This is a genomic window from Flavitalea antarctica, assembly GCF_054461535.1.
Genome location: NZ_JBTLQG010000009.1, coordinates 15928 through 41905 on the forward strand (window position 1 = coordinate 15928; position 25978 = coordinate 41905).

Consider the following 25978-nt stretch of genomic DNA (forward strand, 5'->3'; position numbering starts at 1 on the left):
GCGATTTGATATGAAAACTCATGATGTATGAACAGGCAGATTACCTTAGTTGTGACTTGTATACTGTTGCTCTTCTCTGCTTCAGCTCAGAAAAAGCAAGCAGTCAAAAGTGGACAGGTAGCAAGACCGGCAATACAAAAAAATCTGACCGATGAGCAGTTACTTGATCTCGTTCAGAAACAAACCTTTCGCTACTTCTGGGATTTTGCCCATCCGGTAAGTGGAATGGCGCGTGAAAGAAGCAACACTTCTTTTGACTATGGTGCCGAGGTGGTAACAAGTGGCGGAACGGGATTTGGCGTCATGGCAGTTATCGTTGCAACCGATAGAAAATGGATCAGCAGGGATACTGCTGCAAAGTTTCTTTTGAAGATGGTGCGTTTCCTTGCAAAGGCCGACGCTTATCATGGTGTTTATGCGCACTGGCTCAATGGAGCCACGGGTAAAACGATTCCCTTTAGTCGCAAAGACGATGGGGCCGACCTGGTAGAAAGCTCTTATTTATTCCAGGGACTGCTTTGTGCGAGGGAATATTACAACCAGGAAAACCCGGTGGAGTCAGAACTGCGGAGACGCATTGGCTGGCTTTGGAATGAAGTTGAATGGAACTGGTTCACACAGGGGGGACAGGAAGTGTTGTACTGGCACTGGAGCCCGAACAATGGTTGGGCCATGAACTTTCCCGTACGTGGGTTTAACGAATGCCTTATCATGTATGTACTTGCGGCTGCCGGTGAACGTTATCCCGTTCCAGCCTCGGTTTATCATCGCGGGTGGGCACAAAGTAATTTCTTTAAGAATGGCAAAGAGTTTTACGGTATAAAGCTGCCGCTCGGCTTCGACTATGGTGGTCCATTGTTCTTTTCACACTATTCATTCCTGGGACTTGATCCCCGGGGCCTGAAAGATCAATATGCCGACTACTGGGAGCAAAACAAAAATCATACACTTATTAACCGCGAACACTGTGTGCGCAATCCGAAAGGTTTCAAGGGCTATGGCCCGAACTGCTGGGGACTTACAGCAAGCGATACATACAACGGTTACAATGCACATTCACCGGATAATGATTTTGGTACCATCTCCCCGACAGCTGCACTATCAGCATTTCCTTACACGCCGGAATATTCAATGCAGGCACTCAGGCATTTTTACAACGACCACGGTGATAAGATATGGAGCGAATATGGATTTGTAGATGCCTTCAATGAAACCCAAAACTGGTATGCTGATTCACATCTGGCCATTGACCAGGGTCCGATCATTGTAATGATTGAAAACCATCGTAGCGGTCTGTTATGGAAGTTGTTTATGGGAATCCCTGAAATTCAGAAAGGATTAAAAAAACTTGGCTTTGAAAGTCCTCAGTTGAAATGACATGTAAGCCGAGCCTGTTATAACAGGTGATAAACGATTCGGCTTCGACGATGTAAGATGATAAGATTTGTTACTCAAATACCGCTTATGTATACAAGATTCTCAGTAGTTATTTTTCTGATTTTGACTTGCGGCCTTTCAGTTGTGGCCCAGAAACCGCCTTTCTATGATGATATTCAAAACTTTAAAAGCCAGGACAGTATTTCAAAACCACCTAAAAATGCGATTGTGTTTACGGGTAGTTCATCGTTCACCAGGTGGACAGACATGGAAAGTCGTTTTCCCGGCTATACCGTTATCAACAGGGGGTTTGGCGGTTCTTCACTTCCTGATGTGATACGTTATGCTGATGACGTGATTTTTAAATACAAACCTAAACAGGTTGTTATCTATTGCGGAGAAAATGATGCCGCCGGCGACACTACAATAACGGCAGATACCATTACGAATCGTTTCAACACATTATACAAGATGATACGTAAGCGCCTTCCAAAGGCATCGGTTGTATTTGTATCTATGAAGCCAAGCCCCAGCCGTGTGAGTGTAAGAGATGTAGTTATAAAAGCAAACGAACAAATAAAGCAGCTTTTGTCAAAAGACAAAAATGCTGCTTATGTAGACGTTTATTCAAAAATGCTGAACTCACAACAAATGCCTATGCCTGATCTTTTTGTCAGCGACAGCCTGCATATGAGCCCCAGGGGATATGATATCTGGCAGGAAGCGATCAGGCCCGTGTTGAAGAAATAAAAATGAAAAAGATTATCACCATTGCCGCGATTTTCACGATGGGTTGATATTTTAATTAAAACATGACTTGTCACTAAGCACATAACCGCATAAATTCGCGGAGCATTGATCATTCATTTAAATTCTTTATTCAGCACCTATGTCAATTAAGAACATCATTTTCGATCTGGGCGGAGTCATTATAAATCTTGATTTTTCAGCAGCCGAGAAAGCATTTACAGCACTTGGTTTTGAAGACTTCAAAAACATGTTTGGCAGCGGTAATGTCACTTCGTTTATCAAGGATTATGAAGTCGGGCTGATTGATGATGACCAGTTCGTAAACGAGATACATAAGATTGCCAAAAAGAAAAATGGTGATGATGTCGCTATAGCCGCATGGAACGCGATGCTGCTCGACTTTCCTCCCGAGCGGATTGAATACCTGAAGGAATTGAAGAAAAAGTACAGGCTGTTTTTATTCAGTAATACAAATTCAATACATCTGAAGTCGTTTCGTCAGACTTTTAGTAATGCATTTGAAAATTCGGTATTCGACGAATTATTTGAAAAGACATACTACAGTCATGAAATCAAACTCAGAAAACCTACCAAAGAATCTTTCGAGTTCGTGGTCGAAGATGCGGGTCTGAACCCGGCTGAAACCCTGTTTGTGGATGATATGCTTGCGAATGTTGAAGGCGCACGGGCAGCGGGATTGCAGGCGGTCCAGGTAACGCCGGGAAAGTCCATTCTGGATCTTGACCTGTTATGATCTCACCGGGTATAATGAGAAACCAGTAAACCAATAAGAAAGGAAAAGAACACTATAAGAATAAAACTGCGGCCGGGTTCGGGGTTTTGCTCTTATAGCTCATGACACCCTATGAAGTAACCTTAACCGATCATCAATGAACCTGGGGCAGATAAGGAAGTTTCAGCTGCAGATATTGAAGCTTTATTTGATCTCTTCGAAATCGATGTAATCGTCTTTTTTAGGTTTTGTTTCCTGCCTGGCTGCGCCTGACGATGAGCCAGCGGATGTGCCCCCATAAGTGGGACCGCTTGATTGTGTTCCAAAGTCTTCAACCCGGAAACCTCCCGACTGATAATGACCGGAAGCACTGCCACCAGGCTGAAATCCCCCGTTGCCCCCGGCACCAGGTTGATATTCACCCTGCCGGGTGTTTACATGTTGTTGGAAGTCGCGTACCTGGCGCCTGACCTGCCTGGTAACCTTTATCAGTGGAATCAGGAACCTGAAAATAAAGTTGTACAAAAGATAAGCACCAATAAAGCCTAAAATAATCTGTCCCATGCGTGTAAAGTTAATACAGGAGCTCGAAAAATACTGTTAACAGCAAGCGTATTCGATGAATGGCAAACCGGCCTTTTTAAGGCGCAATCCCTGATCATTTCAGGCTGACTTATCATCTTTACGGCCCTTGAACCTATTCAGAATAGATTCAATTCCCTCACTGGCCATATCGGTGACCGAACCCGCGAGTTTCGTGAAGCCCTCTTTAAGTTTTTCACTTTTGAGAAAATTCCCTGCTGCCGCGATTGGCCCGGTCTCAAAACTGTTTTTTGGAACCACCGATTTGAAGGCCATCGACATAAAGTTTTTCTGCAGGTGCTCACCATTTGCATCCAGCTTCTGTTCCAGCAATTTCTTTTTTAGCTCCAATTCTGCGATCGCTTTTTCCAGCGTTTCAACGTTGTGAATTTTATTATTCGGCATAACAACCTGTTTTAGATTTTTGCTGCATTGTGATTATTACCTGTCGTCTGTTTGTTTGCCAATGGTTCACCAACAAAGGCTGACCGGTGGCACACTAAGCGAATGTTGGCGACTAACCCGATCAACGAAAGTTAGCGACTAACCCGATCATCGAATGTTGGCGACTGGCTCGCTAATCGCACGTTAGCCACTGGCTCACCAATGCAACGTTAACCATTGACCCACTGATAACAGTTTTTGCCGGCCGATCGTATTTAGTAAGTCGTACAACCAAACATATTATTTCAGCCCGGCGATGTTTTAACATTTCTCTCACCTGTTCAGGTAAGACAATACCCAACCATCAGCTTATCTCCCGGGGGTCGTTTTCATCAGTTGATTGGGCAATGATTTTCTGGATCATCGGATTCACAAAAAGTGATTTTCGAAGCAAGGTGATGATCACGAAAACCAGGATAAAGACCAGGGTCGCCAATCCGAATCCCCGGGTGTAACTTCCTGTGAGTTCCGAAAACCAGAACCCAAGGACCAGCCCGGCAAATATCATAATGATAAACACGAACAAAATAGCAACCACGGACCATATCAGCGTACCTGCAGTTTTCGACAGCGTGCGTACCGATTGCAACTTTAGTAATGCAATCCGCGTCTCTATATAGTCTGACAGAAGCTTCTTATTTTCAGAAAAAAATGAGCCGAGATTTTCCGGTTGGGACATATTTCCGTGATTAATTGATTATTGCCTGGTGAGGATTGAAGGTAGAAAATAATCCCGTGGTCTTGGTCATGTTGATTGTTTTCCGTAGATTTGCATAGATAAAAGACAAAGAGAAAGGGAACGGAAGCGTTCCCTTTCTTAATTTCTCATGAGTATGGAAACGCAGTTACAGACAATTGAAACCATGATCGGGACGCTGCTTGCGGAACATCCGGGCTACTTTCTGGTAGAGGTAAAAATAAAGCCGACAAACAACGTAAAAGTTTACCTTGACGGCGATGCGGGCATTTCGATTGAGAAATGTATCATGTTTAACAGGGCGCTTTACAAGCAGTTCGAAGAGACGGGTCTTTTTCCGGATGACGATTTTTCATTGGAGGTTTCCTCCCCGGGACTGGATGAACCGCTGAAGCTCTTCAGACAATATAAAAAGAACATAGGCCGCGAAGTGGAGGTGTTAATGAATGACGGAAGCAGGGTGGAAGGCAAACTTAAGGATGCTGCAGAAGCATCAATTATCGTGGAAGAGACCACCGGTAAGGCTGTTAAAGGAAGACCGGCTTCAAAAAAGCAGGAGATTATTCAACATAATATTCCTTTTGCAAACATTAAATCAACAAAGATCCAGGTACTCTTTAATTGATGTAATCGGGTAGTCATCCGGGTTATAATGACTAAGGGTAACGAAAGTTAAAAGCATACAACATCATCTTACCAGTATTTTCAATTCTATATTGTCCTTGTACACTGATTCATAACAGTTAGTAAAACAAACAACAATGATTAATTCAAAATATCACAACAACAATGGCAAGTATTAACCTGATTGAGGCCTTCCAGGAGTTCAAGGAAGCAGAAAACATCGATCGTCCAACGATGATGAAAGTGGTAGAAGACGTTTTCAAGACGCTTCTCAGAAAAAAATTCGGGAGTGACGACAATTTTGACGTCATCGTGAATGCAGAGAAAGGTGACCTTGAAATCGTTCGCCGGCGCATGATTGTGCAGGACGGAGAAGTTACGGACCCGCTGACTGAAGTGGCGTATAAGGACGCCGTGAAAGTTGCACCGGATTTTGAGGTAGGTGAAGAACTTTATGAAGAGATCAATATCATGGATTTTGGCCGTCGTGCGATCCTGGCTGCTAAACAAACGCTCGCCAGCCGTATCAGCGACCTGAAAAAGAATGTGCTTGTTAAAAAATATGGTGACAGGGTAGGTGATATCATCAGTGCGGAGGTGTACCAGGTTTGGAAAAAAGAAATATTATTGCTGGATGAAGAAGGAAATGAACTTATTTTGCCTAAGTCCGAACAAATCCCACAGGATTATTTCAAAAAAGGTGAAAGCACCCGCGCTGTTGTTAAAAAAGTCGAATTAAAAAATAACTCACCGGTAATCATCCTTTCCCGTACTTCCCCTTCTTTTTTAGCTAAATTGCTGGAAATAGAAGTTCCGGAGATTTTCGATGGACTAATTGTAATAAAAAAGATCGTTCGCGAGCCAGGTGAAAGAGCTAAAGTTGCGGTGGAATCATATGATGACCGTATAGACCCGGTAGGTGCCTGTGTAGGGATGAAAGGAAGCCGGATTCATGGCATAGTTCGTGAACTGAAAAATGAAAACATCGATGTCATAAACTGGACAAACAACACCCAGTTACTGATCCAACGCTCTTTAACACCTTCCAAAATTACCAGCATGGAGCTGGAGAATGAAAAGAAACAAGCCAATGTATACCTTAAGCCTGACCAGGTTTCACTGGCAATTGGCAAAAAAGGCGTCAACATAAAGCTGGCCCAGGAATTGACCGGTTATAGTATTGATGTTTACCGCGATACAGAAGGCGAAACCCAGGAATTTGATATCAACCTCGACGAATTTGCCGATGAAATTGAAGGATGGGTTATTGAAGAATTTAAAAGAATCGGTTGCGATACTGCACGTAGTGTATTAGATCTTACCGCTGACGAACTTGAAAGAAGAACCGACCTGGAAAGAGTCACTATTGACGAAGTCAGAAAGGTATTGAAAGAAGAGTTTGAACAGGGCTAATCCCGCCAGGTACTTGTGCTGGTGTGATAAGTTGGTAAGCTTTTCGCATGAAAATGCGGCGGTTAGCAGCAAACACACAAATAAAATTGTCATAAATACGAATGGCTGAAACAACAACACCCAGATTAATGGCCGCGGCCAAAGAGTTCAACGTAGGTAAAGAAACGTTGGTTGACTATTTGCTCGGCAAAGGATTTGACAAGGATGACCTGAAACCAACGTCTAAATTGTCGGAAGATATGTACCGCGCACTCCAGCAGGAGTTTGCGGGTGATAAAGTCGCCAAATTGAAGAGCGACCAGATCGATCTGCCTAAAGGAAGCCAGGAAGCCAAGAAGAAGAAAGAAGATGAGGCGGTTACTTTCAATAAGATTTTCAAAAAATCTGATGAAGAGAAACCAAAAGAAGAGCCTAAGCCGAAAGAGGAGCCTGTAATACAAAAAGTGCCGGAGCCGGTTGCCGAAGAGGTGAAAGAACCTGTCCGCGAACCAGAAATTGCGCCCGTGGCTGAAACAGCCCCGGAACCGGAATTTAAGGCCGAACCAAAACCTGATGAGCCTGAAATTACCAGGATGGTTACTCCGGAATTGGAAACACCGAAAGTGTTTGATAAGATAGATCTTTCTGCTATAGACTCATCTACCCGTCCAAGGAAGACGATAATCAAGAAACAGGAAGAAGCGGCACCTCCGGCAGCGGAAGCCCCTGCCGAGAGACCAGCAGAGCAACCAGTGGCGGAAGCTCCGGCAGCAGAACAGGCTGTTGAAGCCCCCGCTGAAACAACTGAAGTGGTAAAGCCCCTGCCTCAACCTGCTGAAGTGCTTGTTCCGGCCTTTAAGGAAGATGCACCGAATGTTCAGGATTCTGAAGCAGGCCCCGTTATTACCAACATCAGGGCGGAAAAACTCGAAGGACCAAAAATCCTTGGAAAAATCACGCTTCCGACAGAAAATGATAACCGGCCAAAACCCGGCGAAGAAAAGCGTAAGAGAAAACGTATTCCTATTGAAAGAAAGGATACGCAGACTCCGCAACAAAGAGCTCAGCACCTGTTCAAGAAGCCTGAGGGTCAGCCCCAAAGACCAGGTGGTCCGGGCGGTCAGCAGGGCGGCGGAAACTTCCGTGGACCAGGTGGTCCTAACCGTGGTCCGAACAATCGTCCGGGACAAGGTGGAAACAGACCTCCGCTTACTCCAAGAGAAGCGAAAGAGATCGATAAAAAAGAAATCCAGGATAAGATCCGGGAAACGCAGGCAAAACTTGCCGGTTCCGGCGGAAGGGGTAAAAGCCTTAAAGCAAAATATCGTCGTGCGAAACGTGACGAGCAGTCAGACAGCCATGGCGATGATATGACTGATAACAAGCTGCAACTGACTGAGTTTATCAGTGTTAGCGAACTCGCAAACCTGATGGACGTAAGTTATTCTGAAGTTATCGGTAAGTGTATGGGCCTCGGACTGATGGTTTCCATCAACCAGCGCCTCGACGCGGAAGTTATTGAACTTGTTGCCTCTGAGTTTGGATTTGATGTCGAATTCATCGACATGGAAAAACAACTCGAGATGGAAGACGAGGACGATGATGAAGATGAAGGCGAACTTGTGCCAAGAGCGCCGATCGTTACCATCATGGGTCACGTTGACCATGGTAAAACCTCATTGCTCGATTATATCCGGAGCGCCAACGTGGTTGCCGGTGAGGCGGGTGGTATCACCCAGCATATCGGTGCCTATGAGGTAACATTGCCAAATGGCAAACATATCACCTTCCTGGATACACCGGGTCACGAGGCTTTCACGGCCATGCGTGCACGGGGAGCCAAGGTGACCGATATGGCAGTTATTGTTGTTGCTGCGGATGACGCGGTGATGCCTCAAACGAAAGAGGCCATCAGCCACGCACAGGCGGCAGGCGTTCCAATGATCTTTGCTGTGAATAAGATCGATAAAGACGGAGCTAATCCGCAAAAGATATACGAGCAACTGGCAGGAATGAACATCCTCGTGGAATCATGGGGTGGAAAGTTCCAGAGCCAGGAACTGAGTGCCAAGAAGGGCCTCAACATTGACCTGCTCCTTGAAAAGATCCTGCTGGAAGCGGAATTACTTGAACTGAAAGCGAATCCTAACAAGGAAGCATCCGGTACCATAGTGGAAGCAACCCTTGATAAGGGACGCGGATATGTTGCGACTGTACTTGTTCAGAACGGTACGCTGAAAGCTGGCGACCTCGTTGTTTCCGGTCAGTTCTACGGTCGTGTTAAAGCGATGTTCAACGAAAGGAACAACCGGATCGACAAAGCGCCACCATCTTCACCAGGTTTGATACTTGGTCTGAATGGTGCCCCGCAGGCAGGTGAAAAATTCAAGGTTTATGCTGATGAAGCGGAAGCAAAAGAAATGGCTAACCGCCGTGCCCAGATCCTCCGCGAACAGGGTATCAGGACCAAGAAACACATCACACTTGATGAGATCGGCCGTCGTCTTGCACTCGGAAACTTCAAACAGCTTAACCTGATCATCAAAGGTGACGTGGATGGATCTGTTGAAGCGCTGAGTGACTCATTACAGAAATTATCAACAGAAGAAATAGCTATCAGCGTAGTCCTCAAGGCAGTAGGTGCCATCACTGAGTCTGATGTGTTGCTCGCAACGGCCTCTGACGCCGTAATCGTAGGTTTCAACGTGCGTCCTTCTGCACAGGCTGCAAGGCTCGCGGAAGGCGAAGGCGTGGAGATCAAGACATACTCCATTATCTACAACGTGATCGAAGAGATCAAAAGTGCCATGGAAGGTATGCTTGAACCTAAGATCCAGGAGAAGATCACCGCAAATGTGGAAGTACGGAACGTCTTCAAGTTCGACAAGGCAACAGTTGCCGGTTGTTATGTGCTTGATGGAAAGATTCAGCGGAACTCCAAGATCAGGATCATCCGCGATGGTATCGTTGAATATCCAAAGGGTGAAGGTCAGAGTGCTGAACTTCAATCGCTCAAACGCTTCAAAGATGATGCTAAAGAGGTGGCCAGCAACATGGAGTGCGGCTTGACAATCAAGAACTTCAACGACATCCGCGTAGGTGACATTATCGAAGCTTACGAAGAAGAAGAAGTAAAGAGAACCCTCTGATCAGGGCAACACCAAACATCGCTGCATAGCGGGATATCTGGCCCCGGTTTCCTTTATCAAATCTTTCAATAAAATAAATTATGACAATCCCGCACATGTCCCGCACGTGCGGGATTCTTTTTGTTAAAACTGAAATTCATCAACCCAACCAGATTCCTTTTCCCTAATTTGCATACCGAATATGAAAAAAACTGCTCTCATTTTTTTCGCCGTTTTATTTGCGGCTACAGCTTCTGCCCAGAGACCCGTGGTTGCGGATAAAATTGTTGGTATAGTAGGTGATAAGATCATCCTTAAATCTGACGTTTACAACGATATCCAGGACAGGCAAAGAAGGAACGAACCGGTTCCTCCCAACGCGGAATGTTTTATTATGGAGCAGATCCTTGCTCTCAAAGCATTGGTGCTGCAGGCGGAAAAAGACAGTATAATCATCGATGACGGAGAGATAGAGTCATTGCTGGATAACCAGGTGAGAGGGTTTATCGGCCAGTATGGTAGTAAAGAAGCGTTGGAAGAAATTGCCGGAAGAACAGTTTACCAGATCAAGGAAGACCTTCGCCAGTCATTTAAGGAAAGAAAACTCGCTGAACGTATGCGGGATAAGATTGTAGATGGAGTAAAGATAACCCCCCAGGAAGTAAAGGCTTATTGGGATAAGATCCCCAAAGACAGTTTACCATTTTACGAATCGGAAGTTGAAATCGGGGAGATTGTTCTTTATCCTAAGGCCAGCCGCGAGCTGGAAAAACTTGCGCAGGATGAGTTATTGGATTATAAACAACAGGTTGAAAGCGGCAAGGCTACATTCGAGACACTTGCCGGCCTTTATACCGATGATCCCGGTAGCAAAAATACCGGAGGACGGTATACCACGAACCGGGCGGAAAAGACTATCGAGGGTCAGCCCGCCGATCCGACTTTTGTAAGTAACGCTTTCAGATTAAAAGAGAAACAAATATCGCCTGTATTTAAATCCAGGTTTGGTTATCATATTATTCAGATGGTTACCCGGGCAGGGGACGATGCGGTTGTAAGGCATATCCTCAGGGTTCCCAAGGTTACAGAAGCTGAAGTAACCGGAGCCATGCAGAGGTTGGATTCAATCAGGTCCAAGCTGGTTGCCGGTACTCTTACTTTTGGAGCCGCAGCCGAGAGATACAGTGAAGATGAGAATGCAAAGTTTACGGCCGGTATGCTGCAGGGACAAAACGGAACTTATCTTACCTATGACCAGCTCAGCAAAGACATGGCTCTACTGGTTAAGGATATGAAAACCGGTGAGATCTCAAAACCTGTTGTGTTTACTGACGACAGAGGGAAAAAAGGGGTTCGGATTGCATTCCTGAAATCCCGCTCCGAACCACACCGTGAAAATCTTAAAGATGATTATAACCGGATTGCACAAAGAGCTGTAGAATACAAAAAGCAGGATATCATCGAGAGATGGTTTACGACCAAGATTTCTAATTATTACCTGATGATCGACCCGGAATTCGCGAATTGCGAAACGCTGAGCCCCTGGTTGAAGTACGCATCCAAGTCAGGATTTTAAATAAATTTTACTCAATAGTACGCCCGGACGCTGTTCACAATACGTGGATCGTCCGGGCGTTTTTATTTTTATGAGGCCCGGGCTAAGTCTTGTATGAAATTTTTTTAATTCATGTATATGTAAACCCCTAAACCGGGAAAATAAGAACTCGTACGACTGGTCTTCAAAACGTTTTTTCGGTTACTTGCATAAGTATTTACACTTGGGGACGCTCTCCCTGAAAGCAAAATCTAATATATTGAATAATGCCGATCATCTGATATCCGGGATTACTGTCAATCCCGCCGCCCCGCGGGATCGTCCCGCCGGTTATGATGATCGGTATGCTGACCTGTTGAAGTGGGCCCACCTGCTTTATGAGAACCTGGAACACCCACTTTGCATCCTGGAACCTGGGACACTAAGGTCGGTTTATGCCAATTCAGCCCTGGTTTCAATTTTTGATAAAAGCCAGCCGTTTGAGCATGCTCTATTCAGTGACTTCGTTAGCAGGGACACATTTAAAGAAGTGAGTGATCTGATGGATTTCGTAGAAAACGAGTCATTTTATTATTCCCACGCTTCCCTGTCGATCGAAAATGCCTACTCTTACGAGCTCAAAATCACCAGGCACAAATCTCAGGCTGACTTCCTTACGGTCGAGTTTTTCCAGTCAGTCACTGAAAGAAGAACTGATAGCAATACTCCGAAATCAATCGAAGGAAATGTACCCGGGAGCAGCGACGAATTGAACCGGGTAGTTTCCTCTCTCGATGATGTCGTTTTTGAATACGACTCTGATGGAAACTTCAAAAAGTTATGGTGCAATAACGATGTTTTGCTGCAGCGGATGCCCAGAGACTATGTAGGTAAATCCTTGAGGGACGCATATCACTTTAATCCGGAACTTACAGGCAACTTCATCCATGACTTTGAAAAGGCGCTTACAAACAATGAAATCTGTTATCGCGATTTTCAACTGACGGGTCATGAAGAAACACGCTGGTTTAGTTCTAAAATTACCCCTATTTATTCTCCGGACGGAAAACCCAAAGGTTTCAGTCAGCGGATAACGGATATCTCCGAACAAAAGAAGGTCGATCTGGCCATCCACGAAAAAAATCTGGAGCTAAGGTCCGCACACCGCGAACTAAAAGAAATTATTGAAAACACTTCTGAAATCATATTCAAGCTCGATGGCGATAACAGGATCATTTTCGTATCACCCGAATTTGAAAGAACACTTGGTTTACCAGGCAAGGAAATAGTCGGACAGTCGATTGCTGACATCATTCATCCCGAAGACAGGATACGGTTTCAGTCAGAACTCGGGAACGCCAGGCTTTCCAGGAAACCTGAGGCGAGTCAGATTTACCGGGTATCAGTTCCAGGTGCAGACGATCGTTGGTTCAACATCACCGCGAAATATCTTCGGAACAAGAGAGATGAGTCATTTACCGGGATCGTGTTTGCGAAAGATATTACGGAGTTAAAGCAAACCCTGGACTCCCTCGCAGCTTCCGAGGAACGTTATCGATCTGTTGTTAATTCCCTGACTGAAGGCATCGTGATGCATGATAGCAAAGGGCTGGTAGTTGCCTGCAATTATGCGGCAGAACAAATGTTCCAGCTTGAAAGAGGAAAAGGCCCTGGAGACGTTCTTCGACAGCCTGATCTGCGGGTTGTCAAAGAAGACGGTTCAGCGTTTCTGCTTCACGAGTTTCCGGCAATGATTACACTAACAACAGGGAAGAGGGTAAAAGACGTCACCATGGGCGTTTATAAAAGCGACGGGGAAATTACCTGGCTGACTTTGAATACGGAACCGCTTTATTACAAAGGAGAATCCGGCCCTCCTGACGGAGTGGTGGCTTCGATGATCGACATTATCGAACAAAAAGTGGCTCGTGAAAAGCTTGTTGAAACTACCAGGCAGATCAGGGAATATTCGGAAAGAATCACCGGTATTCTCGATAGTATAACAGATGGCTTTATTGCTGTCGATAACAACCTTGAAGTTACCCTGTGGAACAAGGTGATCGAAACCATCACGGGTATTAGCCAATCCTACGCAGTTGGCAGGAACATCACCACGCTGAACACTTACCTGGCCGACCAGATTGCGTTTCACAATTATAAACATGCCATTCTCCATAAATCAGTTGTCAGTTTCGAGCAATATATTCCGGCACTGGACCTTTGGTTTGAGTCAAATGCATACCCTTTCAGTGACGGCCTGTTTATATATCTCCGGGACATAACTTACCGGAAAAACCAGGAAAATCTGCTCGCCCTTGAGAAACGTGTACTCGAACAGAACGCGCATCAGCTCACAACGCTAAAAGAAACCGTTGAACATTTCCTGGAAGGACTTGAGCAGATCTTCCCGGGTATGCTTTGTTCTGTCCTTACCCTGGACGATGACGGAGTGTCCATGCGGCATATGTCTGCTCCCAAACTACCAAAAGAATTTATCGATAAAATCAACGGTCTTCATATCGGTCCGGCGGTGGGTTCCTGTGGAACCGCGATGTTCACAAAAAGCAATGTGATCGTATCCGATATCAGTACAGATCCGTTATGGGCCGATCATCGTGACCTGGCTTCTGCCCATGATTTAAATGCATGTTGGTCATTCCCGATCCTGACTGCACAGAATGAAGTATTGGCTACCATTGCCGCCTATTACAGGCATGCAGCATCGCCAACACCAATGCAGCTTCAGATCCTGGACAGGGTGCAGAACCTTCTGAGGGTTATCATTGAGAACAAAAAGGCCGATTCAAGGATACGTATCAGCAACGAGCGTTACCTGCTCGCTACCCGGGCAACCAACGATGCCATCTGGGATTATAACATTTCCTCAGACTCAGTATATCACGGCGAAGGTTATGCGAACATCTTCGGGCACAGGACAGTCCGTTCGCCGCGACCGCTTTCTGAATGGACCTCCAGGATCCATGAAGATGACCGGGATAGAGTTCGGCAGAGTTTTGATAATTTTATACTCAGCAAAACCCACAAACACTGGGAAGCCGAATACCGTTTTATCCGGGCCGACGGGCAGTATGCTATGGTTTGTGATCGGGGATACCTGATCTTTAACCAGGAAGGCCAGGTCGCCAGGGTGATCGGTTCGATGCAGGATATCACTGACCGGAAACAACTGGAAAAACAGATACTCAAGCAGGAACTGGACAGGCAAAAACTGGTTGCGCAGGCCGTGGTAGATGCGCAGGAAAAAGAAAGGGCAGAGATCGGAAAAGAGCTTCATGATAACGTTAACCAGATTTTATCTACGGCAAAACTTTACCTTGAACTTGCAAGGAGTGATGAAAAAGAGAGGCTGAACCTGATTGCAAGAAGTACGGAAAATATATTTGATGCAATCAACGAGATCAGGGCCATTTCAAGATCGTTGGTACCACCCAGTATAGGTGACTTGGGTATCATTGAATCTATTAAAGACCTGATGGAGAATGTGAGGGCCACCAAGAGACTAAAGGCTGAGTTTTATTATACGGCAGGCATCGACTTTCTGATCAATGAAAAACAACAACTGATGTTGTTTCGGATTATACAGGAGCAGGTGAATAATGTTCTTAAGCATGCGGAAGCAACCAACCTGATCATCGAACTCATGGTGGATGGTTCAATTGTGGATCTGACTATTAGCGACAATGGCAAAGGCTTCGATAAAGAAAATAACAAATCAAAACGAGGCGTAGGTCTGGCGAATATTTCGAGCCGCACCGAACTTTTTAATGGCGAAGTAAATCTAATAACAGCCCCTGGGAAAGGGTGTACGCTGAATATTCACATACCCATCATAAACGAGTAAAAACCAAAATATGGAAAAGATTAGTGTATTGATTGCAGATGATCATAAGTTGATCCGTGAGACCTGGAGTTATATTCTTAACAATGATTCAAGATTTGAAGTAATTGCTGAGTGTGGTGATTCAGAACAGGCCGTCGAAATGTCAAGAGTAAAAAGACCCCAGATCGTGCTTATGGACATCAACATGATGCCGATATCGGGTTTTGAGGCCACTGAACGGATCAGGAAGGTGTCGCCTATGTCGAAGGTGATCGGTGTTTCAATGCACTCGCAACCAGCCTATGCAAAAAAAATGCTGCAGATAGGCGCCAAAGGTTATGTTACCAAGAACTCATCTAAGGAAGAAATGATCAAAGCGATCATGGAAGTGCATAACGGCAACAAATACGTTTGTGAGGAGATCAAGAATAACATCTCTGACCAGGTGCTCGAAGAGAACAGCGATGCGCCAAATGTAAACGCGCTCACAGAAAGGGAGATCCAGATCATCAACCTGATCAAAGAAGGACAATCATCCAAAGAGATTGCCGCGGTGCTGGCCATTTCATTGAAGACGGTAGAGGTTCATCGTCATAATATCCTCAAGAAGCTTAAGCTGAAGAACTCTGCTTCATTGGTGAATTTTATGAATAATTCTGCTACATATATTTAACGGTTACTGGCAGAAGTTATTCAACTGACTGAAGTTATTTCAGTGACTAAAGTTATTTCACTGAATGATGTTATTTTATTGATTCAAGTTATCTCACTGACTAAAGTTATTTAATTGACTGAAGTTATTTTATTGATTCAAGTTATCTCACTGACTGAAGTTATTTAATTGACTGAAGTTATTGTACTGATTGCTGATAGAGTGCTGGTTTGCTGTTTAGCAAGCCAGCTCTACTTTCTGATTCTTCGTCGCCTGACCTCATCGTCTCTTCACTGCCATTTCTTTGTTGCTTCATCGCTCCGAGGGGCAGGACCAAAAACCAAACAACCAGTCTCCTGCTCGTTCATTCACTTGGGGAGATATGCAGATATGCAGTCATTCCTAACAAATTTTACCAGTCTTCTTCTATTGCCCTCAGGTTTGTAATCTATAATTGGCCCTGTGCACATTGCCAGCACAAATCACGGATTTAATCCATTTTTAAAAGATTGACTTTTGGGATCCCGCGGTACGCCTTCCGGTGCCTGGAACTTTCCGTTTTATGGAATAATTGCCCAATTGCCGGCATCAACTAAATGGTGAATATAATTTTGCTCATCGCATATCCCTGCCAGAGAACGACAGTTGGAACGAGCGCGGAGGGCCTGAGGTGGGTCTGATCTGCCACCTTCGATTCCTCCCGCCCGCCCGGACTGGCAATAAAACCCTGGTCCGCGGGAGGAATCACAGTGGCAATCAGACCCACCTCAGGCCCATCCCGTGTCGTGAGGTACCAAGTGAACGACAACCCGAAAGCGATTTGTTAATTGTCACCCGCAAATCCGCCGAAAAAGCAATCAATAAAAATATTGGATTAACTTTGCGCTTTCTTTAAAGGTTTCTACAACAAGGTTCTCAAATGAGTGATGAATTAAAACATGAGTGCGGTCTGGCATTCATTCGTTTACGTAAGCCATTCTCGTACTATCAGCAACAATACGGAACCGTGATGTGGGGATTGAACAAGCTGTACCTCCTCATGGAGAAGCAGCACAACCGGGGCCAGGACGGCGCCGGGGTCGCCGCGGTAAAGTTAAACGTAGAACCTGGTTACCCTTTTCTTCAGCGCATAAGAAGCAGCGCAAATCAGCCCATCGTTGATATATTCAGCCAGATCAATAATGAAGTGCTCGAACTGGAAAAATACCAGTCGGACATTACGAAACACGCTGGCCTGATGAAAGGTCATATCGCCTTCCTGGGCGAGCTGCTGCTGGGGCATCTCCGTTACGGAACGCAGGGCAAAAACAAAGTTGAATTCTGCCATCCTTTTATAAAAAGACACACTATACCCGCCCGTAACCTTGCGCTGGCAGGGAACTTCAACCTGGTGAATACAGATGAGCTCTTCGGTCTCATCAATGTTGACCCGGGTGAGTTTCAAAAACAAAGTGATCTGGCGGCCATGATGGAAGTTATCCATCATTTCCTCGTAACTACTGACGAGGAAACCCCTGGTTGCCTGGATGTACTGCAGGTTTTGCAGAAATCTGTACCCCTGTTTGATGGTGGGTTTACCGTAGGTGGACTGCTTGGCAATGGAGATTCATTCGTTTTTCGGGATGGTCACGGCATCAGGCCCGCTTACTATTATGTTTCGGATGATGTTGTTGTTGCCGCATCAGAACGGGCAGCTATCAGAACGGTTTTTAATGTAGGAGAGAACGAAGTAAAAGAACTGATGCCAGGCATGGCCATCATCGTTAAAGCTGATGGTTCATATACCCTTGACCAGGTAATCGAACCGAAAGAACGCCGCGCCTGCAGTTTTGAGAGGATTTACTTTTCAAGGGGAAGTGATGAAAAAATCTATCGTGAAAGAAGTGAGCTTGGTAACCTGCTTACCGAGCAGGTGCTCACAGCAATCAACCAGGATGTAAAAAATACGATCTTCTCTTTTATTCCCAATACTGCCGAAATAGCTTTTTACGGGATGTGGAAGGGCATGGATGACTACCTTGCGAAAGTCAAGATCCAAAAGATACTGTCATGGGGCAATAACATCGATCCTGTGAAGCTCGAAGAGATGATCAACCGTAAGATCCGGATCGAGAAAATCGCCATCAAGGACGTTAAGATGCGCACCTTTATCACTGAAGATGTGAGTCGCAATGAAATGGTGCAACACGTTTACGATATCACCTATGGTACCGTTAATAAAAATGAAGACACGATTGTAGTTATTGACGACTCTATCGTGAGGGGAACTACTCTTAAACAAAGCATTATCCGCATGCTTTCCCGTTTGGAACCTAAAAAAATCATCGTGGTGTCTTCGGCACCCCAGATCAGGTATCCTGATTGTTATGGTATCGATATGAGCAAACTGGGTGACTTCATTGCCTTCAGGGCTGCCATTGAGCTGTGGAAGGAACAGGGTAAGGAAGACTGCCTGCAGGAATTATATGATAAATGTAAAGAGTTGAGCCGCATGGGCCAGTTGCATACTGAAAATGTCGTGAGGCAGGTATACAAGCCATTTACCCCGGAAGATATCTCTAACAAAATAGCCCAGCTCATTACTCCGAAATCATTGGATATCCCGGTCCAGGTTATTTATCAAACCATTGAATCATTACACAAGGCCTGCCCTACCAATACCGGCGACTGGTACTTCACGGGAAACTATCCGACCCCGGGTGGTAACAGGGTGGTAAACAAAGCCTTTATGAATTTTATGGAAGGAAAAAATATCCGCGGATATTAAAATCGACAGCCCCGTTTTCTTTTTTAAACCTAACTTACCCTGAGATGTAAGCCACTTGAAGCTTGCAGCATTTCCCCGTGCCCGTCCTAAGAGTTATCATTTATCCTGAACCTTTAATTGGTTTGACAGGTATATTTGATGTACGAGTAGTTTTTACAATTCTGTTTTGAAAAACGTTGCTATGGCTAAAATCTCCGTTCTTATTGTTGATGATCATACTTTAATCCGCGAAACCTGGTCGTTTCTTTTAGGCAGGAATGAGAACTTCGATGTGATAGCTGAAGTGGGAGACGGGCAAACTGCTATCGAAATTGCAAGAGACAAAAGGCCCAACATAGTGTTACTGGATATAAATATGAGTCCGCTTAACGGTTTCGATGTACTCAAGATGATACGCAAACTTTCTCCAGGGTCAAAGGTCATCGGGGTATCCATGCATTCACAACCAGCGTATGCGAAAAAGATGCTCCGGCTCGGTGCAAGGGGTTATGTCACAAAAAATTCACCGCGCCAGGAAATGCTCGATGCCATTGCTGAAGTGAATAAGGGCAACATCTATATCTGCCAGGAAGTTAAAAATATTTTGTCTGACCAGATGCTTGGTGATGAAGATACTACGGCAGGTCTCAACCAGCTTTCTGAACGTGAAATGGAAGTCATAAACCAGATCAGGGATGGGTTGTCATCCAAAGAAATCGCAGACAAACTTGGGATTTCCATAAAAACAGTAGAGGTTCACAGGCATAATATTCTTAAGAAATTAAAGGTAAAAAACACCGCTTCGCTGATCAACTATATCAATGCAAGCGGCTTGTAATTCTGTATTGCTGTTTGCATGCATAACGGCAAACTTATCCTGACCTTAAGCAGCGGTCCTCTTCTAAACACCCCGTTTTAACAATTTCGTTTGGGCATACCTGATAGCTTGCGTTTATTACATTGAATTTCAAGGCTTGATCAGTGTCAAGAAAAGCTAACGCCAGGTAGTTTGGCAGGTAATTTGTTTCCATAGTGCTTAGCCGACCGTTTAGCTTCCTATGAGAAACCGAATGCATATGACAGGCCTGTCTAATTTCAAATCCTTTGATCGAAACTTATTAAATTTAGGGGGAATTTACTTCCCCCTATTTGCATTTAATAATGTCAGGGCACGTTGCGGAGATTGCTTTGCATTCGTTCTCCGGCTTTTAGTGCGGGCCGCATTACCCTAAAGGCACTGAAGCAGTAGCCGTTACCGGCCAGCTTGTTCGGAATTAGATAGAGGAAAGGATAAAAAGACGAATGGATGAAACAATTATTGATCGTAAGACATGCCAAAAGCAGTTGGGAGGATTTTTCGGTGCCTGATTTTGAACGACCTCTGAACGACAGGGGTAAAAGAGATGCACCAATAATGGCGCAAAAACTTCTGCATCGGAATATTATTCCGGACCTGTTTATTACTTCTCCGGCTAAAAGAGCCATAAAAACCGCAGAGTTATTTGCGAAAACGCTGGACGCTCCCAAAGAAAACATCGTTGAAGCAAAAGAGCTGTATGATGCAGGGCCCGAGGCTTTTTTTGAAGTCATCCGGAAAGCGCCTGTTTCGGCCTCCACGATTATCGTGTTTTCGCATAATCCCGGCATCACCGCTTTTGTGAATAAGTTGACGGCGGTGACCATAGACGATATGCCTACCTGCGCGGTGTTTGCCCTCAGCTGTGATATACACGACTGGCAAGAGTTCAGGGCCGCCAAAAAGGAATATCTCTTTTTCGATTACCCGAAACTTTGAGTTTGCCTGCTGTTTATTGAATCGGCCGCTGCCGAATCCAGCTCCGTTTTCAATTGACTGATCACCTCTTTATATAACTCCATAGACAGTGGCCCGGCGGGAGCTACCGCCGCCACTTCTGCGAGAGCAGCAGAAAGGTCCAGTTTATGCTGGTTGGCAATTACTGCGAGTTTCTCGCGGCCCAGGTATTTGCCAAGATATTCCTGCTCGGCCTGGCCGGGAGTCGGAATAAAAATAGCCTTCTTGCCGAGCTTAAACATGTCCATAACGGACGTGTAACCGCAACGCGAGATAACAACCCGGGCTTCACAAATAAGCAGGTTCAAATGCTTGCTGTCGGCAAAGTTGAGAACAGTGATGTTCGGGGTAGACGGGGGGCTCACTGTTTGATCAGCGAGTCCGCGCACAACAATAGCTTTCCCCGGGATGAGCTCAAGCTGCTTTAGAAGTATAGCTTCCAGGATGCTCCTCTGTGGTTCCGGACCCGATAAAATTACAAGGATATATCCTTTTACTAAACCGTCAGCGCAATCTTCAAAACGCGATAAGGGACCAATATACGTTAGCGGGAATGAGGGAATTGCCGGAGGGTGAGAGAGGCCGCCAGCAAGGTTTTGGGGACCTTCGAAGTCGGGCACCCAGCATTCCGTAAATTTGCTTATCCATCGATGAGTGGAAGATGTAGCGACAAGGTCTGCTATTCTCCCGGCACCCGTGATGATTTTCACCTGGTGGGTAAGAAAAATCGACCGGATAGATGAGGAAAAAACGCCATATCTATTGTCTGAAATGATTAAATTTGGGGTGAATTGATTTAAAATGCGTTTGAATTGTCGATTTTCCCGCTTGATTGCGATCAAAATATTTGGTAGCTGCAAAATCAACTTCAGAACAGTTTTCCACCCCGAACGACCGTACGAAAGCCCGTAACCGGTAAGGTATACAAATTCAACATCGGGAAATTCAGCTTGTAAAATCAATTTCTGATTTGAATTACAGGCAATTACGACTTCAAAATTCTTTTGCTGCAATTCCCTGATTAGGGGAATGCAACGAGTGGTATGGCCCAGTCCCCAGTCCAGGGGGGCGATAATCGCTAGGTGTTTTTTTGTAATTGCCGGATATTCTTGTTTTTTAACCAAACTGGTATAATAATTTATAATTAAATTAGTTTAATTTAGAACAACCATCATCTATGAAAAAAGGTAAATTAAATCTGATTATCATTTTCCTTTTCATAAGCATTCTCGGAGCTAGCTGCAGCGCAAGTCGTGGGACCGGCGGTACATCCAAGAAATGTGGTTGTGGGTTAAATAAAGGCTTTGTTGGTTACTGAAAATCCTAATAAGAAATGAAAACACCAAACCGAGATTTGCTTGTCCTTGTGAAGGACGAATTTTTGAACAACGATGAGATGGAGTTTGAGCTCGAAAAGCTAAATCAACTGCTGCTCAGCTTCGAGACCATGGATAAGTTTTGTGTTGCCCACGAGATTTTTGACATGAATAAATTCAGGATTATTCATGATTCAACTGTCATCCAGCGCATCATCAAGCAAAAGGATCTGAAGCCTTTTGAGTTTATTTGTAATAAGAACTGATTCCGCTGGTTTAGTCGTGACTTCTCAGTTAATGGTAACAGGCTGAGTTTACAGTCATGCTATGTCTAACAATACCCGAAATTTTTTACGGTTAAGGAAGCGTGCGCTGGTTTATCCATGCACTAACATTCCATTATAGGCATTTTACCTTAACCTCTTATTACCAACAAAATATAGAGTAGCCTGCTCAAGGCTAATTTACCAGTGCAACGGCTCTTCTCAGTTGCTCTATCATAGCGTCAATTTCTTCGAGTTTGCATGTGCCCACACTAAGCCTGTACCAGGGAGAATTGTCTGCCGTACCAAATGCATAAAATGGAACAACAGCAATTTTTGCTTCATCCAGGATATATGCCGTAACATCGGATTGTTTCGATAATAGAATATTACCCGCTGTTTTTTTACCTGCAAGGTCGAGTTTGATAGTAAGGTAAATGGCTGCCTGGGGAGCTATTGAATCCACCGCATAACCTGCTGCCTTGATCGACTGAATTCCGTTGTGAATAGCTCTGAGCCTTTCTTCCACCGATTTTTTAAATCCAGCCAGGTACTCATCAATCTCATCTGCCATCGGAAGGAATTTGGCAACTGCTTTCTGCTCTGCCATTGGCGCCCATGCTCCGAGATGTGAGTTGATGGCCTTCATTTTTGCAATCACCTCTGCAGGCCCCATGGACCATCCGACCCTGACGCCGGTTGCCGCGAATACTTTACTGATCGCATCTACAAACACCGTGTATTGCTTCATCCCGGGTCTTAGTGAAACCGGGTTGTGATGCTGAATGTCTCCGAAGGTGAGGTGCCAGTACATCTGGTCGTATAGCACATATAATTTTTTCTGATGAGGACCGCGTTTCGCATTTTCCTCAAGTACAAGGTCGCAGATATCTTCAAGCCCTTTTTTAGTGAAAGTGGTACCCGTCGGATTTTGGGGGCTGCACAATGAAATCAACGAAGCTCCGGGTATATGAGGTGCCAGGTCGCCGGCCGTAGGCATAAAATTGTTGGCTGCTGTAGCCTCCACTACTACATGTTCCGCTTCAAGAAAATGTGTATAATGATTATTGTTCCATGAAGGGACCGCGTAGATTACTTTGTCATTCCTGTCTACAATCGCCCTGAATATGGCATAAATCAACGGTCTTCCACCCGCAGCAACCAGGATTTCATCAATGGAATAGTCCAGCTGCTCCCTTTCTTTCAAAAAAGCTGATAATTGCTGGCGCAGATCCAGGTTACCTTCGGAAGCGGGGTAATTTGTAAAATGATTTCTGTAAGCTTCGATGATGGCATCTTCGAGCGCTTTTGGAATGGGAAAAATGGAAGGGTCAAAGTCTCCTACCGTAAAGTTGAAGATCTGCCCGCCCTGCCGGATTTTCTCGCGGATTTCGCCACCTAGTTTAACTATTTCAGAGCCAATCAGTGTTTCAGAGAGATGACTAAGTTTCATGGTGCAAAAGTAGCCGGTTAAAGGTTGACTTTCCGGGTACTTTAAGAAAACTTTTACACGCTGATGATAGTACATCTTCCGATGTGCCGGTTTTTGGAATATCTTTATGACTTAATGTTACAACGCTAAAACCAACACTGCAATGAAAAAATTTCTCCTGATTTCTTTCGTAGTCGCTTCAACCGGAATACTGGTAAGCGCATTCACATCTGTTGACAGAAAATCAACTGATCCTAAACCAAAAGCCGCCAACAGTGAAAAAAAGGTAAATACTACCTGGAAGCTGGACAAGAGCCATTCTACCCTCCGTTTTACCGTAACCCACATGGTGGTATCTGAGGCTGAAGGCACATTTAAAAAATGGGACGGCACTGTTGAGCACACAAAGGAAGATTTTTCTGATGCGAAAATCACTTTTACCGCTGATGTGAACTCAATCAATACCGACAACGAAAACCGTGACAAACACCTGAAATCTGATGATTTTTTCAATGCTGAAAAATATCCTGAGATCAAATTTGTAAGTACTTCGTTTGTACCGGCTGGTGACAAAAAGTATAAACTGAATGGTAACCTCACCATACGTGACGTTACAAAACCAGTCGTATTTGATGTTACTTATGGTGGAATACTGAAAGGTAGCCGTGGAAATAAAGCAGGTTTCAAGGCCACAACAACTATTGACCGTTTTGACTATAACCTGAAATGGGACCGTGCAACTGAAGCTGGTAGCCTCGTTGTATCAAAGGAAGTAGAGATCACCGTGAAACTCGAGTTTGACGAAGTAAAATAAAGAGCTGAACCGCTTATGTTTTTGATAAGTGGTGAGAAAGGTGGTTGTTCAGGCACCCGGTCTACCCGGGCCACCAGGCAACCACCTTTTACTTTTTCCAGGCTTTGACGGATTCCGGCGTTATATGATATGTCCAGCTATCCCGTTAAATGCGGCGGGAACCTTTCCCCCTAATGCCGGGGACCAGTCACGTCCTAATCCAGGCGACCTCTCCCGCCCAATCCAGGGGACCTCTCCCGCCCAATCCAGGGGACCTCTCCCACCCAATGCAGGGGACCTGTCCCGCCCAATGCGGGACTCTTTTACAATATCCATCAAAGCTTGCCGTTTAATTACCTGTCCCACATCAATGTTTATCTTTGCAGACATGAAAAAATTTGTGTGTTTGTTTTTTCTTGCAGCGTTCGCAGTCAGCCTTTCTGCCCAGACAGGTTATAACATTGACATAACCCTGCGTCCTTTCGTGAACCAAAAGATCTACCTCGGTTATTACTATGGTAAGATGAAGGCGTTAACCGATTCGGCCGTCCTGGATAATACAAGCAAAGGCGTATTCCGGGGCGATAAGCCGTTGCCGGGTGGGATTTACTTTATTGTATCTCCTAACAAAGAGATCCTTTTCGAACTGCTGATTGACAAACAGCAATCATTTGGTATTGACGCAGATACAGTGGCGCTCCCATCAAATGTAAAATTCCTCCGATCCCCTGACAACACTGGTTTCCAACAGTACACACTATTTGCAAGCAGAACCGGGAGAGAAAGTGCAAGGCTAACCACGGGTTACAAACAATCCGGTAACGCCAGCGATTCCGTTACAGCAACTGCTGAAATCCGGCGTCTCGGGAAAAAGATGGATGAATACCGCGACAGCGTTATCAAAAAGCAACCTATTTCGTTAATGACCGCTTTGTTTAAAGCGCTTAAAGATCCCCAGGTACCGCAGGCAAAGGATCACCCGGGAGGGAAATACGATTCAACCTTCGCCTACCGGTATTACAAAGACCATTTCTGGGACGGCGTGTCTTTCCGGGATGACCGGCTGGTGCGCACCCCGTTTTTTGAATCTAAGGTGGAAAAATATTTTCGTGAACTCGTTGTTCCGAACCCGGATTCAATTATCAGCGAGGTGGATCATATGCTGCTTGCTTCAAGAGGTACCGCGCACATGTACCAGTTCCTGATGGTGCATTTTGTGCAGAAATATGTTAATCCTGAATACATGGGACAGGATGCTGTGTTCGTTCATCTTTTTGAGAAATACATCAATACCGGGCAGGCGGCGTTTTTTACGGCAACGTATAAAGAGTTTCTTACAAAAAGGGCATATAGCCTGATGGCAAATCTTATCGGGCAGCCTGCTTCTGATATGCAGATGGTTGATTCACTTGGTAAACCCAGGAATCTTTACACGATAAAAAGTCCGTTCACCGTGGTGTTTTTCTGGGATCCTACCTGTGGGCATTGCAAAGAAGTGGTGCCACACCTGGACTCGATGTACCATGCCAAATGGAAAAACCAGGGGGTTAAGATTTATGGTGTGATGGTAGATGGTGGCAAAGAGAACTGGACAAAATATATCAAAGAAAACAAGCTGACGGATTGGGTTCATGTGTACCAGACAAAGGCGCAACAGGATGCCGAGGCCGCAGCAGGTAAGCCAGGTTTCAGGCAGCTATACGATGTATACCAGACGCCGGTGCTCTACCTGCTCGATGAAGAAAAAAGAATTATTGCAAAAAAACTGAGCTACCAGCAAATAGACGAAGTGATTTCGTTAAAACAAAAAAAATGAAAAACATCGGTTACAACGGCTAACCATTACTAACATTATACTTAC

At 44.9% G+C, this 25978-nt stretch carries 22 protein-coding genes; 15 read left to right on the forward strand and 7 right to left on the reverse strand.

All coding sequences use genetic code 11. From position 1 onward, the window contains the following. The first annotated feature begins 27 nt into the window (after nucleotides 1-27). From ACX0G7_RS10825 to ACX0G7_RS10835, 3 genes are all read left to right on the forward strand, one after another. Nucleotides 28-1377 carry a glucoamylase family protein gene (locus tag ACX0G7_RS10825; RefSeq protein WP_458923483.1) on the forward strand — a complete coding sequence of 450 codons (1350 nt, stop codon included), beginning with the start codon at nucleotides 28-30 and terminating at the stop codon, nucleotides 1375-1377. Nucleotides 1378-1464: 87 nt separating this feature from the next. Beyond that, nucleotides 1465-2127 (forward strand): GDSL-type esterase/lipase family protein, encoded by a 663-nt coding sequence (locus ACX0G7_RS10830; RefSeq protein ID WP_458923484.1) that lies wholly within the window; start codon nucleotides 1465-1467, stop codon nucleotides 2125-2127. A gap of 139 nt (nucleotides 2128-2266) precedes the next feature. Continuing rightward, nucleotides 2267-2881, forward strand: a complete 615-nt coding sequence (locus ACX0G7_RS10835) for an HAD family hydrolase (protein WP_458923485.1) — start codon at nucleotides 2267-2269, stop codon at nucleotides 2879-2881. Nucleotides 2882-3064: 183 nt separating this feature from the next. Here ACX0G7_RS10835 and ACX0G7_RS10840 read toward each other — a convergent pair whose 3' ends face one another. The 3 genes from ACX0G7_RS10840 to ACX0G7_RS10850 form a co-directional block, all read right to left on the reverse strand. Beyond that, complete coding sequence (locus ACX0G7_RS10840) at nucleotides 3065-3424, reverse strand: hypothetical protein (protein ID WP_458923486.1); 360 nt, start codon at nucleotides 3422-3424, stop codon at nucleotides 3065-3067. A gap of 99 nt (nucleotides 3425-3523) precedes the next feature. Continuing rightward, a complete protein-coding gene (locus tag ACX0G7_RS10845; RefSeq protein ID WP_458923487.1) occupies nucleotides 3524-3847 on the reverse strand; it encodes a hypothetical protein in 324 nt (107 codons plus the stop codon). A gap of 343 nt (nucleotides 3848-4190) precedes the next feature. Further along, entirely contained in the window at nucleotides 4191-4565 is a 375-nt protein-coding gene (locus ACX0G7_RS10850) for a hypothetical protein (RefSeq protein ID WP_458923488.1), read from the reverse strand. 154 nt (nucleotides 4566-4719) lie between these two features. Between ACX0G7_RS10850 and rimP the strand changes: the two genes are divergently transcribed. From rimP to ACX0G7_RS10880, 6 genes are all read left to right on the forward strand, one after another. Then, nucleotides 4720-5208 (forward strand): ribosome assembly cofactor RimP, encoded by a 489-nt coding sequence (gene rimP, locus ACX0G7_RS10855; RefSeq protein ID WP_458923489.1) that lies wholly within the window; start codon nucleotides 4720-4722, stop codon nucleotides 5206-5208. 164 nt (nucleotides 5209-5372) lie between these two features. Next, the gene (gene nusA / locus ACX0G7_RS10860; protein WP_458923490.1) at nucleotides 5373-6620 is read left to right on the forward strand and encodes a transcription termination factor NusA; all 1248 of its coding nucleotides are present in this window, start codon (nucleotides 5373-5375) and stop codon (nucleotides 6618-6620) included. 101 nt (nucleotides 6621-6721) lie between these two features. Further along, the gene (infB, locus tag ACX0G7_RS10865) at nucleotides 6722-9748 is read left to right on the forward strand and encodes a translation initiation factor IF-2 (protein ID WP_458923491.1); all 3027 of its coding nucleotides are present in this window, start codon (nucleotides 6722-6724) and stop codon (nucleotides 9746-9748) included. Nucleotides 9749-9929: 181 nt separating this feature from the next. Next, on the forward strand, nucleotides 9930-11303 hold the full coding sequence (locus ACX0G7_RS10870) for a peptidylprolyl isomerase (RefSeq protein WP_458923492.1): 1374 nt from the start codon (nucleotides 9930-9932) through the stop codon (nucleotides 11301-11303). A gap of 238 nt (nucleotides 11304-11541) precedes the next feature. Continuing rightward, nucleotides 11542-15123 (forward strand): PAS domain S-box protein, encoded by a 3582-nt coding sequence (locus ACX0G7_RS10875; protein ID WP_458923493.1) that lies wholly within the window; start codon nucleotides 11542-11544, stop codon nucleotides 15121-15123. 10 nt (nucleotides 15124-15133) lie between these two features. Further along, nucleotides 15134-15775, forward strand: a complete 642-nt coding sequence (locus ACX0G7_RS10880) for a response regulator (protein WP_458923494.1) — start codon at nucleotides 15134-15136, stop codon at nucleotides 15773-15775. 571 nt (nucleotides 15776-16346) lie between these two features. On the opposite strand, the gene ACX0G7_RS10885 is transcribed toward ACX0G7_RS10880, so the two are convergent. Beyond that, the gene (locus ACX0G7_RS10885) at nucleotides 16347-16562 is read right to left on the reverse strand and encodes a hypothetical protein (RefSeq protein ID WP_458923495.1); all 216 of its coding nucleotides are present in this window, start codon (nucleotides 16560-16562) and stop codon (nucleotides 16347-16349) included. Between the two features lie 111 nt (nucleotides 16563-16673). Here ACX0G7_RS10885 and ACX0G7_RS10890 point away from each other — a divergent pair, with 111 nt between their 5' ends. The 3 genes from ACX0G7_RS10890 to ACX0G7_RS10900 all read left to right on the forward strand — a co-directional run bounded on the left by ACX0G7_RS10890 (nucleotide 16674) and on the right by ACX0G7_RS10900 (nucleotide 20295). Continuing rightward, complete coding sequence (locus tag ACX0G7_RS10890) at nucleotides 16674-18521, forward strand: amidophosphoribosyltransferase (RefSeq protein ID WP_458923496.1); 1848 nt, start codon at nucleotides 16674-16676, stop codon at nucleotides 18519-18521. Between the two features lie 181 nt (nucleotides 18522-18702). Further along, nucleotides 18703-19338 (forward strand): response regulator, encoded by a 636-nt coding sequence (locus ACX0G7_RS10895; RefSeq protein WP_458923497.1) that lies wholly within the window; start codon nucleotides 18703-18705, stop codon nucleotides 19336-19338. Nucleotides 19339-19806: 468 nt separating this feature from the next. Then, entirely contained in the window at nucleotides 19807-20295 is a 489-nt protein-coding gene (locus ACX0G7_RS10900; RefSeq protein ID WP_458923498.1) for a SixA phosphatase family protein, read from the forward strand. On the opposite strand, the gene ACX0G7_RS10905 is transcribed toward ACX0G7_RS10900, so the two are convergent. After that, nucleotides 20280-21437 (reverse strand): glycosyltransferase, encoded by a 1158-nt coding sequence (locus tag ACX0G7_RS10905; RefSeq protein WP_458923499.1) that lies wholly within the window; start codon nucleotides 21435-21437, stop codon nucleotides 20280-20282. The genes ACX0G7_RS10900 and ACX0G7_RS10905 overlap by 16 nt on opposite strands. Nucleotides 21438-21646: 209 nt before the next feature. Between ACX0G7_RS10905 and ACX0G7_RS10910 the strand changes: the two genes are divergently transcribed. Continuing rightward, nucleotides 21647-21895 carry a hypothetical protein gene (locus tag ACX0G7_RS10910; protein WP_458923500.1) on the forward strand — a complete coding sequence of 83 codons (249 nt, stop codon included), beginning with the start codon at nucleotides 21647-21649 and terminating at the stop codon, nucleotides 21893-21895. Between the two features lie 193 nt (nucleotides 21896-22088). Here ACX0G7_RS10910 and ACX0G7_RS10915 read toward each other — a convergent pair whose 3' ends face one another. Continuing rightward, nucleotides 22089-23345, reverse strand: a complete 1257-nt coding sequence (locus tag ACX0G7_RS10915; protein WP_458923501.1) for a pyridoxal phosphate-dependent aminotransferase — start codon at nucleotides 23343-23345, stop codon at nucleotides 22089-22091. A 142-nt stretch (nucleotides 23346-23487) separates the two neighbouring features. Here ACX0G7_RS10915 and ACX0G7_RS10920 point away from each other — a divergent pair, with 142 nt between their 5' ends. After that, nucleotides 23488-24138, forward strand: a complete 651-nt coding sequence (locus ACX0G7_RS10920; protein ID WP_458923502.1) for a YceI family protein — start codon at nucleotides 23488-23490, stop codon at nucleotides 24136-24138. Between the two features lie 120 nt (nucleotides 24139-24258). Here the strand turns inward: ACX0G7_RS10920 and ACX0G7_RS10925 are convergent, their stop codons facing one another. Continuing rightward, nucleotides 24259-24507, reverse strand: a complete 249-nt coding sequence (locus ACX0G7_RS10925) for a hypothetical protein (protein ID WP_458923503.1) — start codon at nucleotides 24505-24507, stop codon at nucleotides 24259-24261. On the opposite strand from ACX0G7_RS10925, the gene ACX0G7_RS10930 reads away from it, so the two are divergent. Beyond that, the gene (locus tag ACX0G7_RS10930) at nucleotides 24506-25933 is read left to right on the forward strand and encodes a thioredoxin-like domain-containing protein (protein ID WP_458923504.1); all 1428 of its coding nucleotides are present in this window, start codon (nucleotides 24506-24508) and stop codon (nucleotides 25931-25933) included. The genes ACX0G7_RS10925 and ACX0G7_RS10930 overlap by 2 nt on opposite strands. The last annotated feature ends 45 nt before the right edge of the window (nucleotides 25934-25978 follow it).

Bases quoted from the DNA above. Each gene is read 5' to 3' on its own strand.
- ACX0G7_RS10830 (WP_458923484.1), top strand. From the start codon at position 1,465: ATGTATACAAGATTCTCAGTAGTTATTTTTCTGATTTTGACTTGCGGC.
- ACX0G7_RS10910 (WP_458923500.1), top strand. From the start codon at position 21,647: ATGAAAACACCAAACCGAGATTTGCTTGTCCTTGTGAAGGACGAATTT.
- ACX0G7_RS10920 (WP_458923502.1), top strand. From the start codon at position 23,488: ATGAAAAAATTTCTCCTGATTTCTTTCGTAGTCGCTTCAACCGGAATA.
- ACX0G7_RS10915 (WP_458923501.1), bottom strand. From the start codon at position 23,345: ATGAAACTTAGTCATCTCTCTGAAACACTGATTGGCTCTGAAATAGTT.
- ACX0G7_RS10840 (WP_458923486.1), bottom strand. From the start codon at position 3,424: ATGGGACAGATTATTTTAGGCTTTATTGGTGCTTATCTTTTGTACAAC.
- ACX0G7_RS10890 (WP_458923496.1), top strand. From the start codon at position 16,674: ATGAGTGATGAATTAAAACATGAGTGCGGTCTGGCATTCATTCGTTTA.
- nusA (WP_458923490.1), top strand. From the start codon at position 5,373: ATGGCAAGTATTAACCTGATTGAGGCCTTCCAGGAGTTCAAGGAAGCA.
- ACX0G7_RS10835 (WP_458923485.1), top strand. From the start codon at position 2,267: ATGTCAATTAAGAACATCATTTTCGATCTGGGCGGAGTCATTATAAAT.
- ACX0G7_RS10880 (WP_458923494.1), top strand. From the start codon at position 15,134: ATGGAAAAGATTAGTGTATTGATTGCAGATGATCATAAGTTGATCCGT.
- ACX0G7_RS10900 (WP_458923498.1), top strand. From the start codon at position 19,807: ATGAAACAATTATTGATCGTAAGACATGCCAAAAGCAGTTGGGAGGAT.
- infB (WP_458923491.1), top strand. From the start codon at position 6,722: ATGGCTGAAACAACAACACCCAGATTAATGGCCGCGGCCAAAGAGTTC.
- ACX0G7_RS10895 (WP_458923497.1), top strand. From the start codon at position 18,703: ATGGCTAAAATCTCCGTTCTTATTGTTGATGATCATACTTTAATCCGC.
- ACX0G7_RS10825 (WP_458923483.1), top strand. From the start codon at position 28: ATGAACAGGCAGATTACCTTAGTTGTGACTTGTATACTGTTGCTCTTC.
- ACX0G7_RS10845 (WP_458923487.1), bottom strand. From the start codon at position 3,847: ATGCCGAATAATAAAATTCACAACGTTGAAACGCTGGAAAAAGCGATC.
- rimP (WP_458923489.1), top strand. From the start codon at position 4,720: ATGGAAACGCAGTTACAGACAATTGAAACCATGATCGGGACGCTGCTT.
- ACX0G7_RS10870 (WP_458923492.1), top strand. From the start codon at position 9,930: ATGAAAAAAACTGCTCTCATTTTTTTCGCCGTTTTATTTGCGGCTACA.
- ACX0G7_RS10850 (WP_458923488.1), bottom strand. From the start codon at position 4,565: ATGTCCCAACCGGAAAATCTCGGCTCATTTTTTTCTGAAAATAAGAAG.
- ACX0G7_RS10930 (WP_458923504.1), top strand. From the start codon at position 24,506: ATGAAAAAATTTGTGTGTTTGTTTTTTCTTGCAGCGTTCGCAGTCAGC.
- ACX0G7_RS10925 (WP_458923503.1), bottom strand. From the start codon at position 24,507: ATGTCTGCAAAGATAAACATTGATGTGGGACAGGTAATTAAACGGCAA.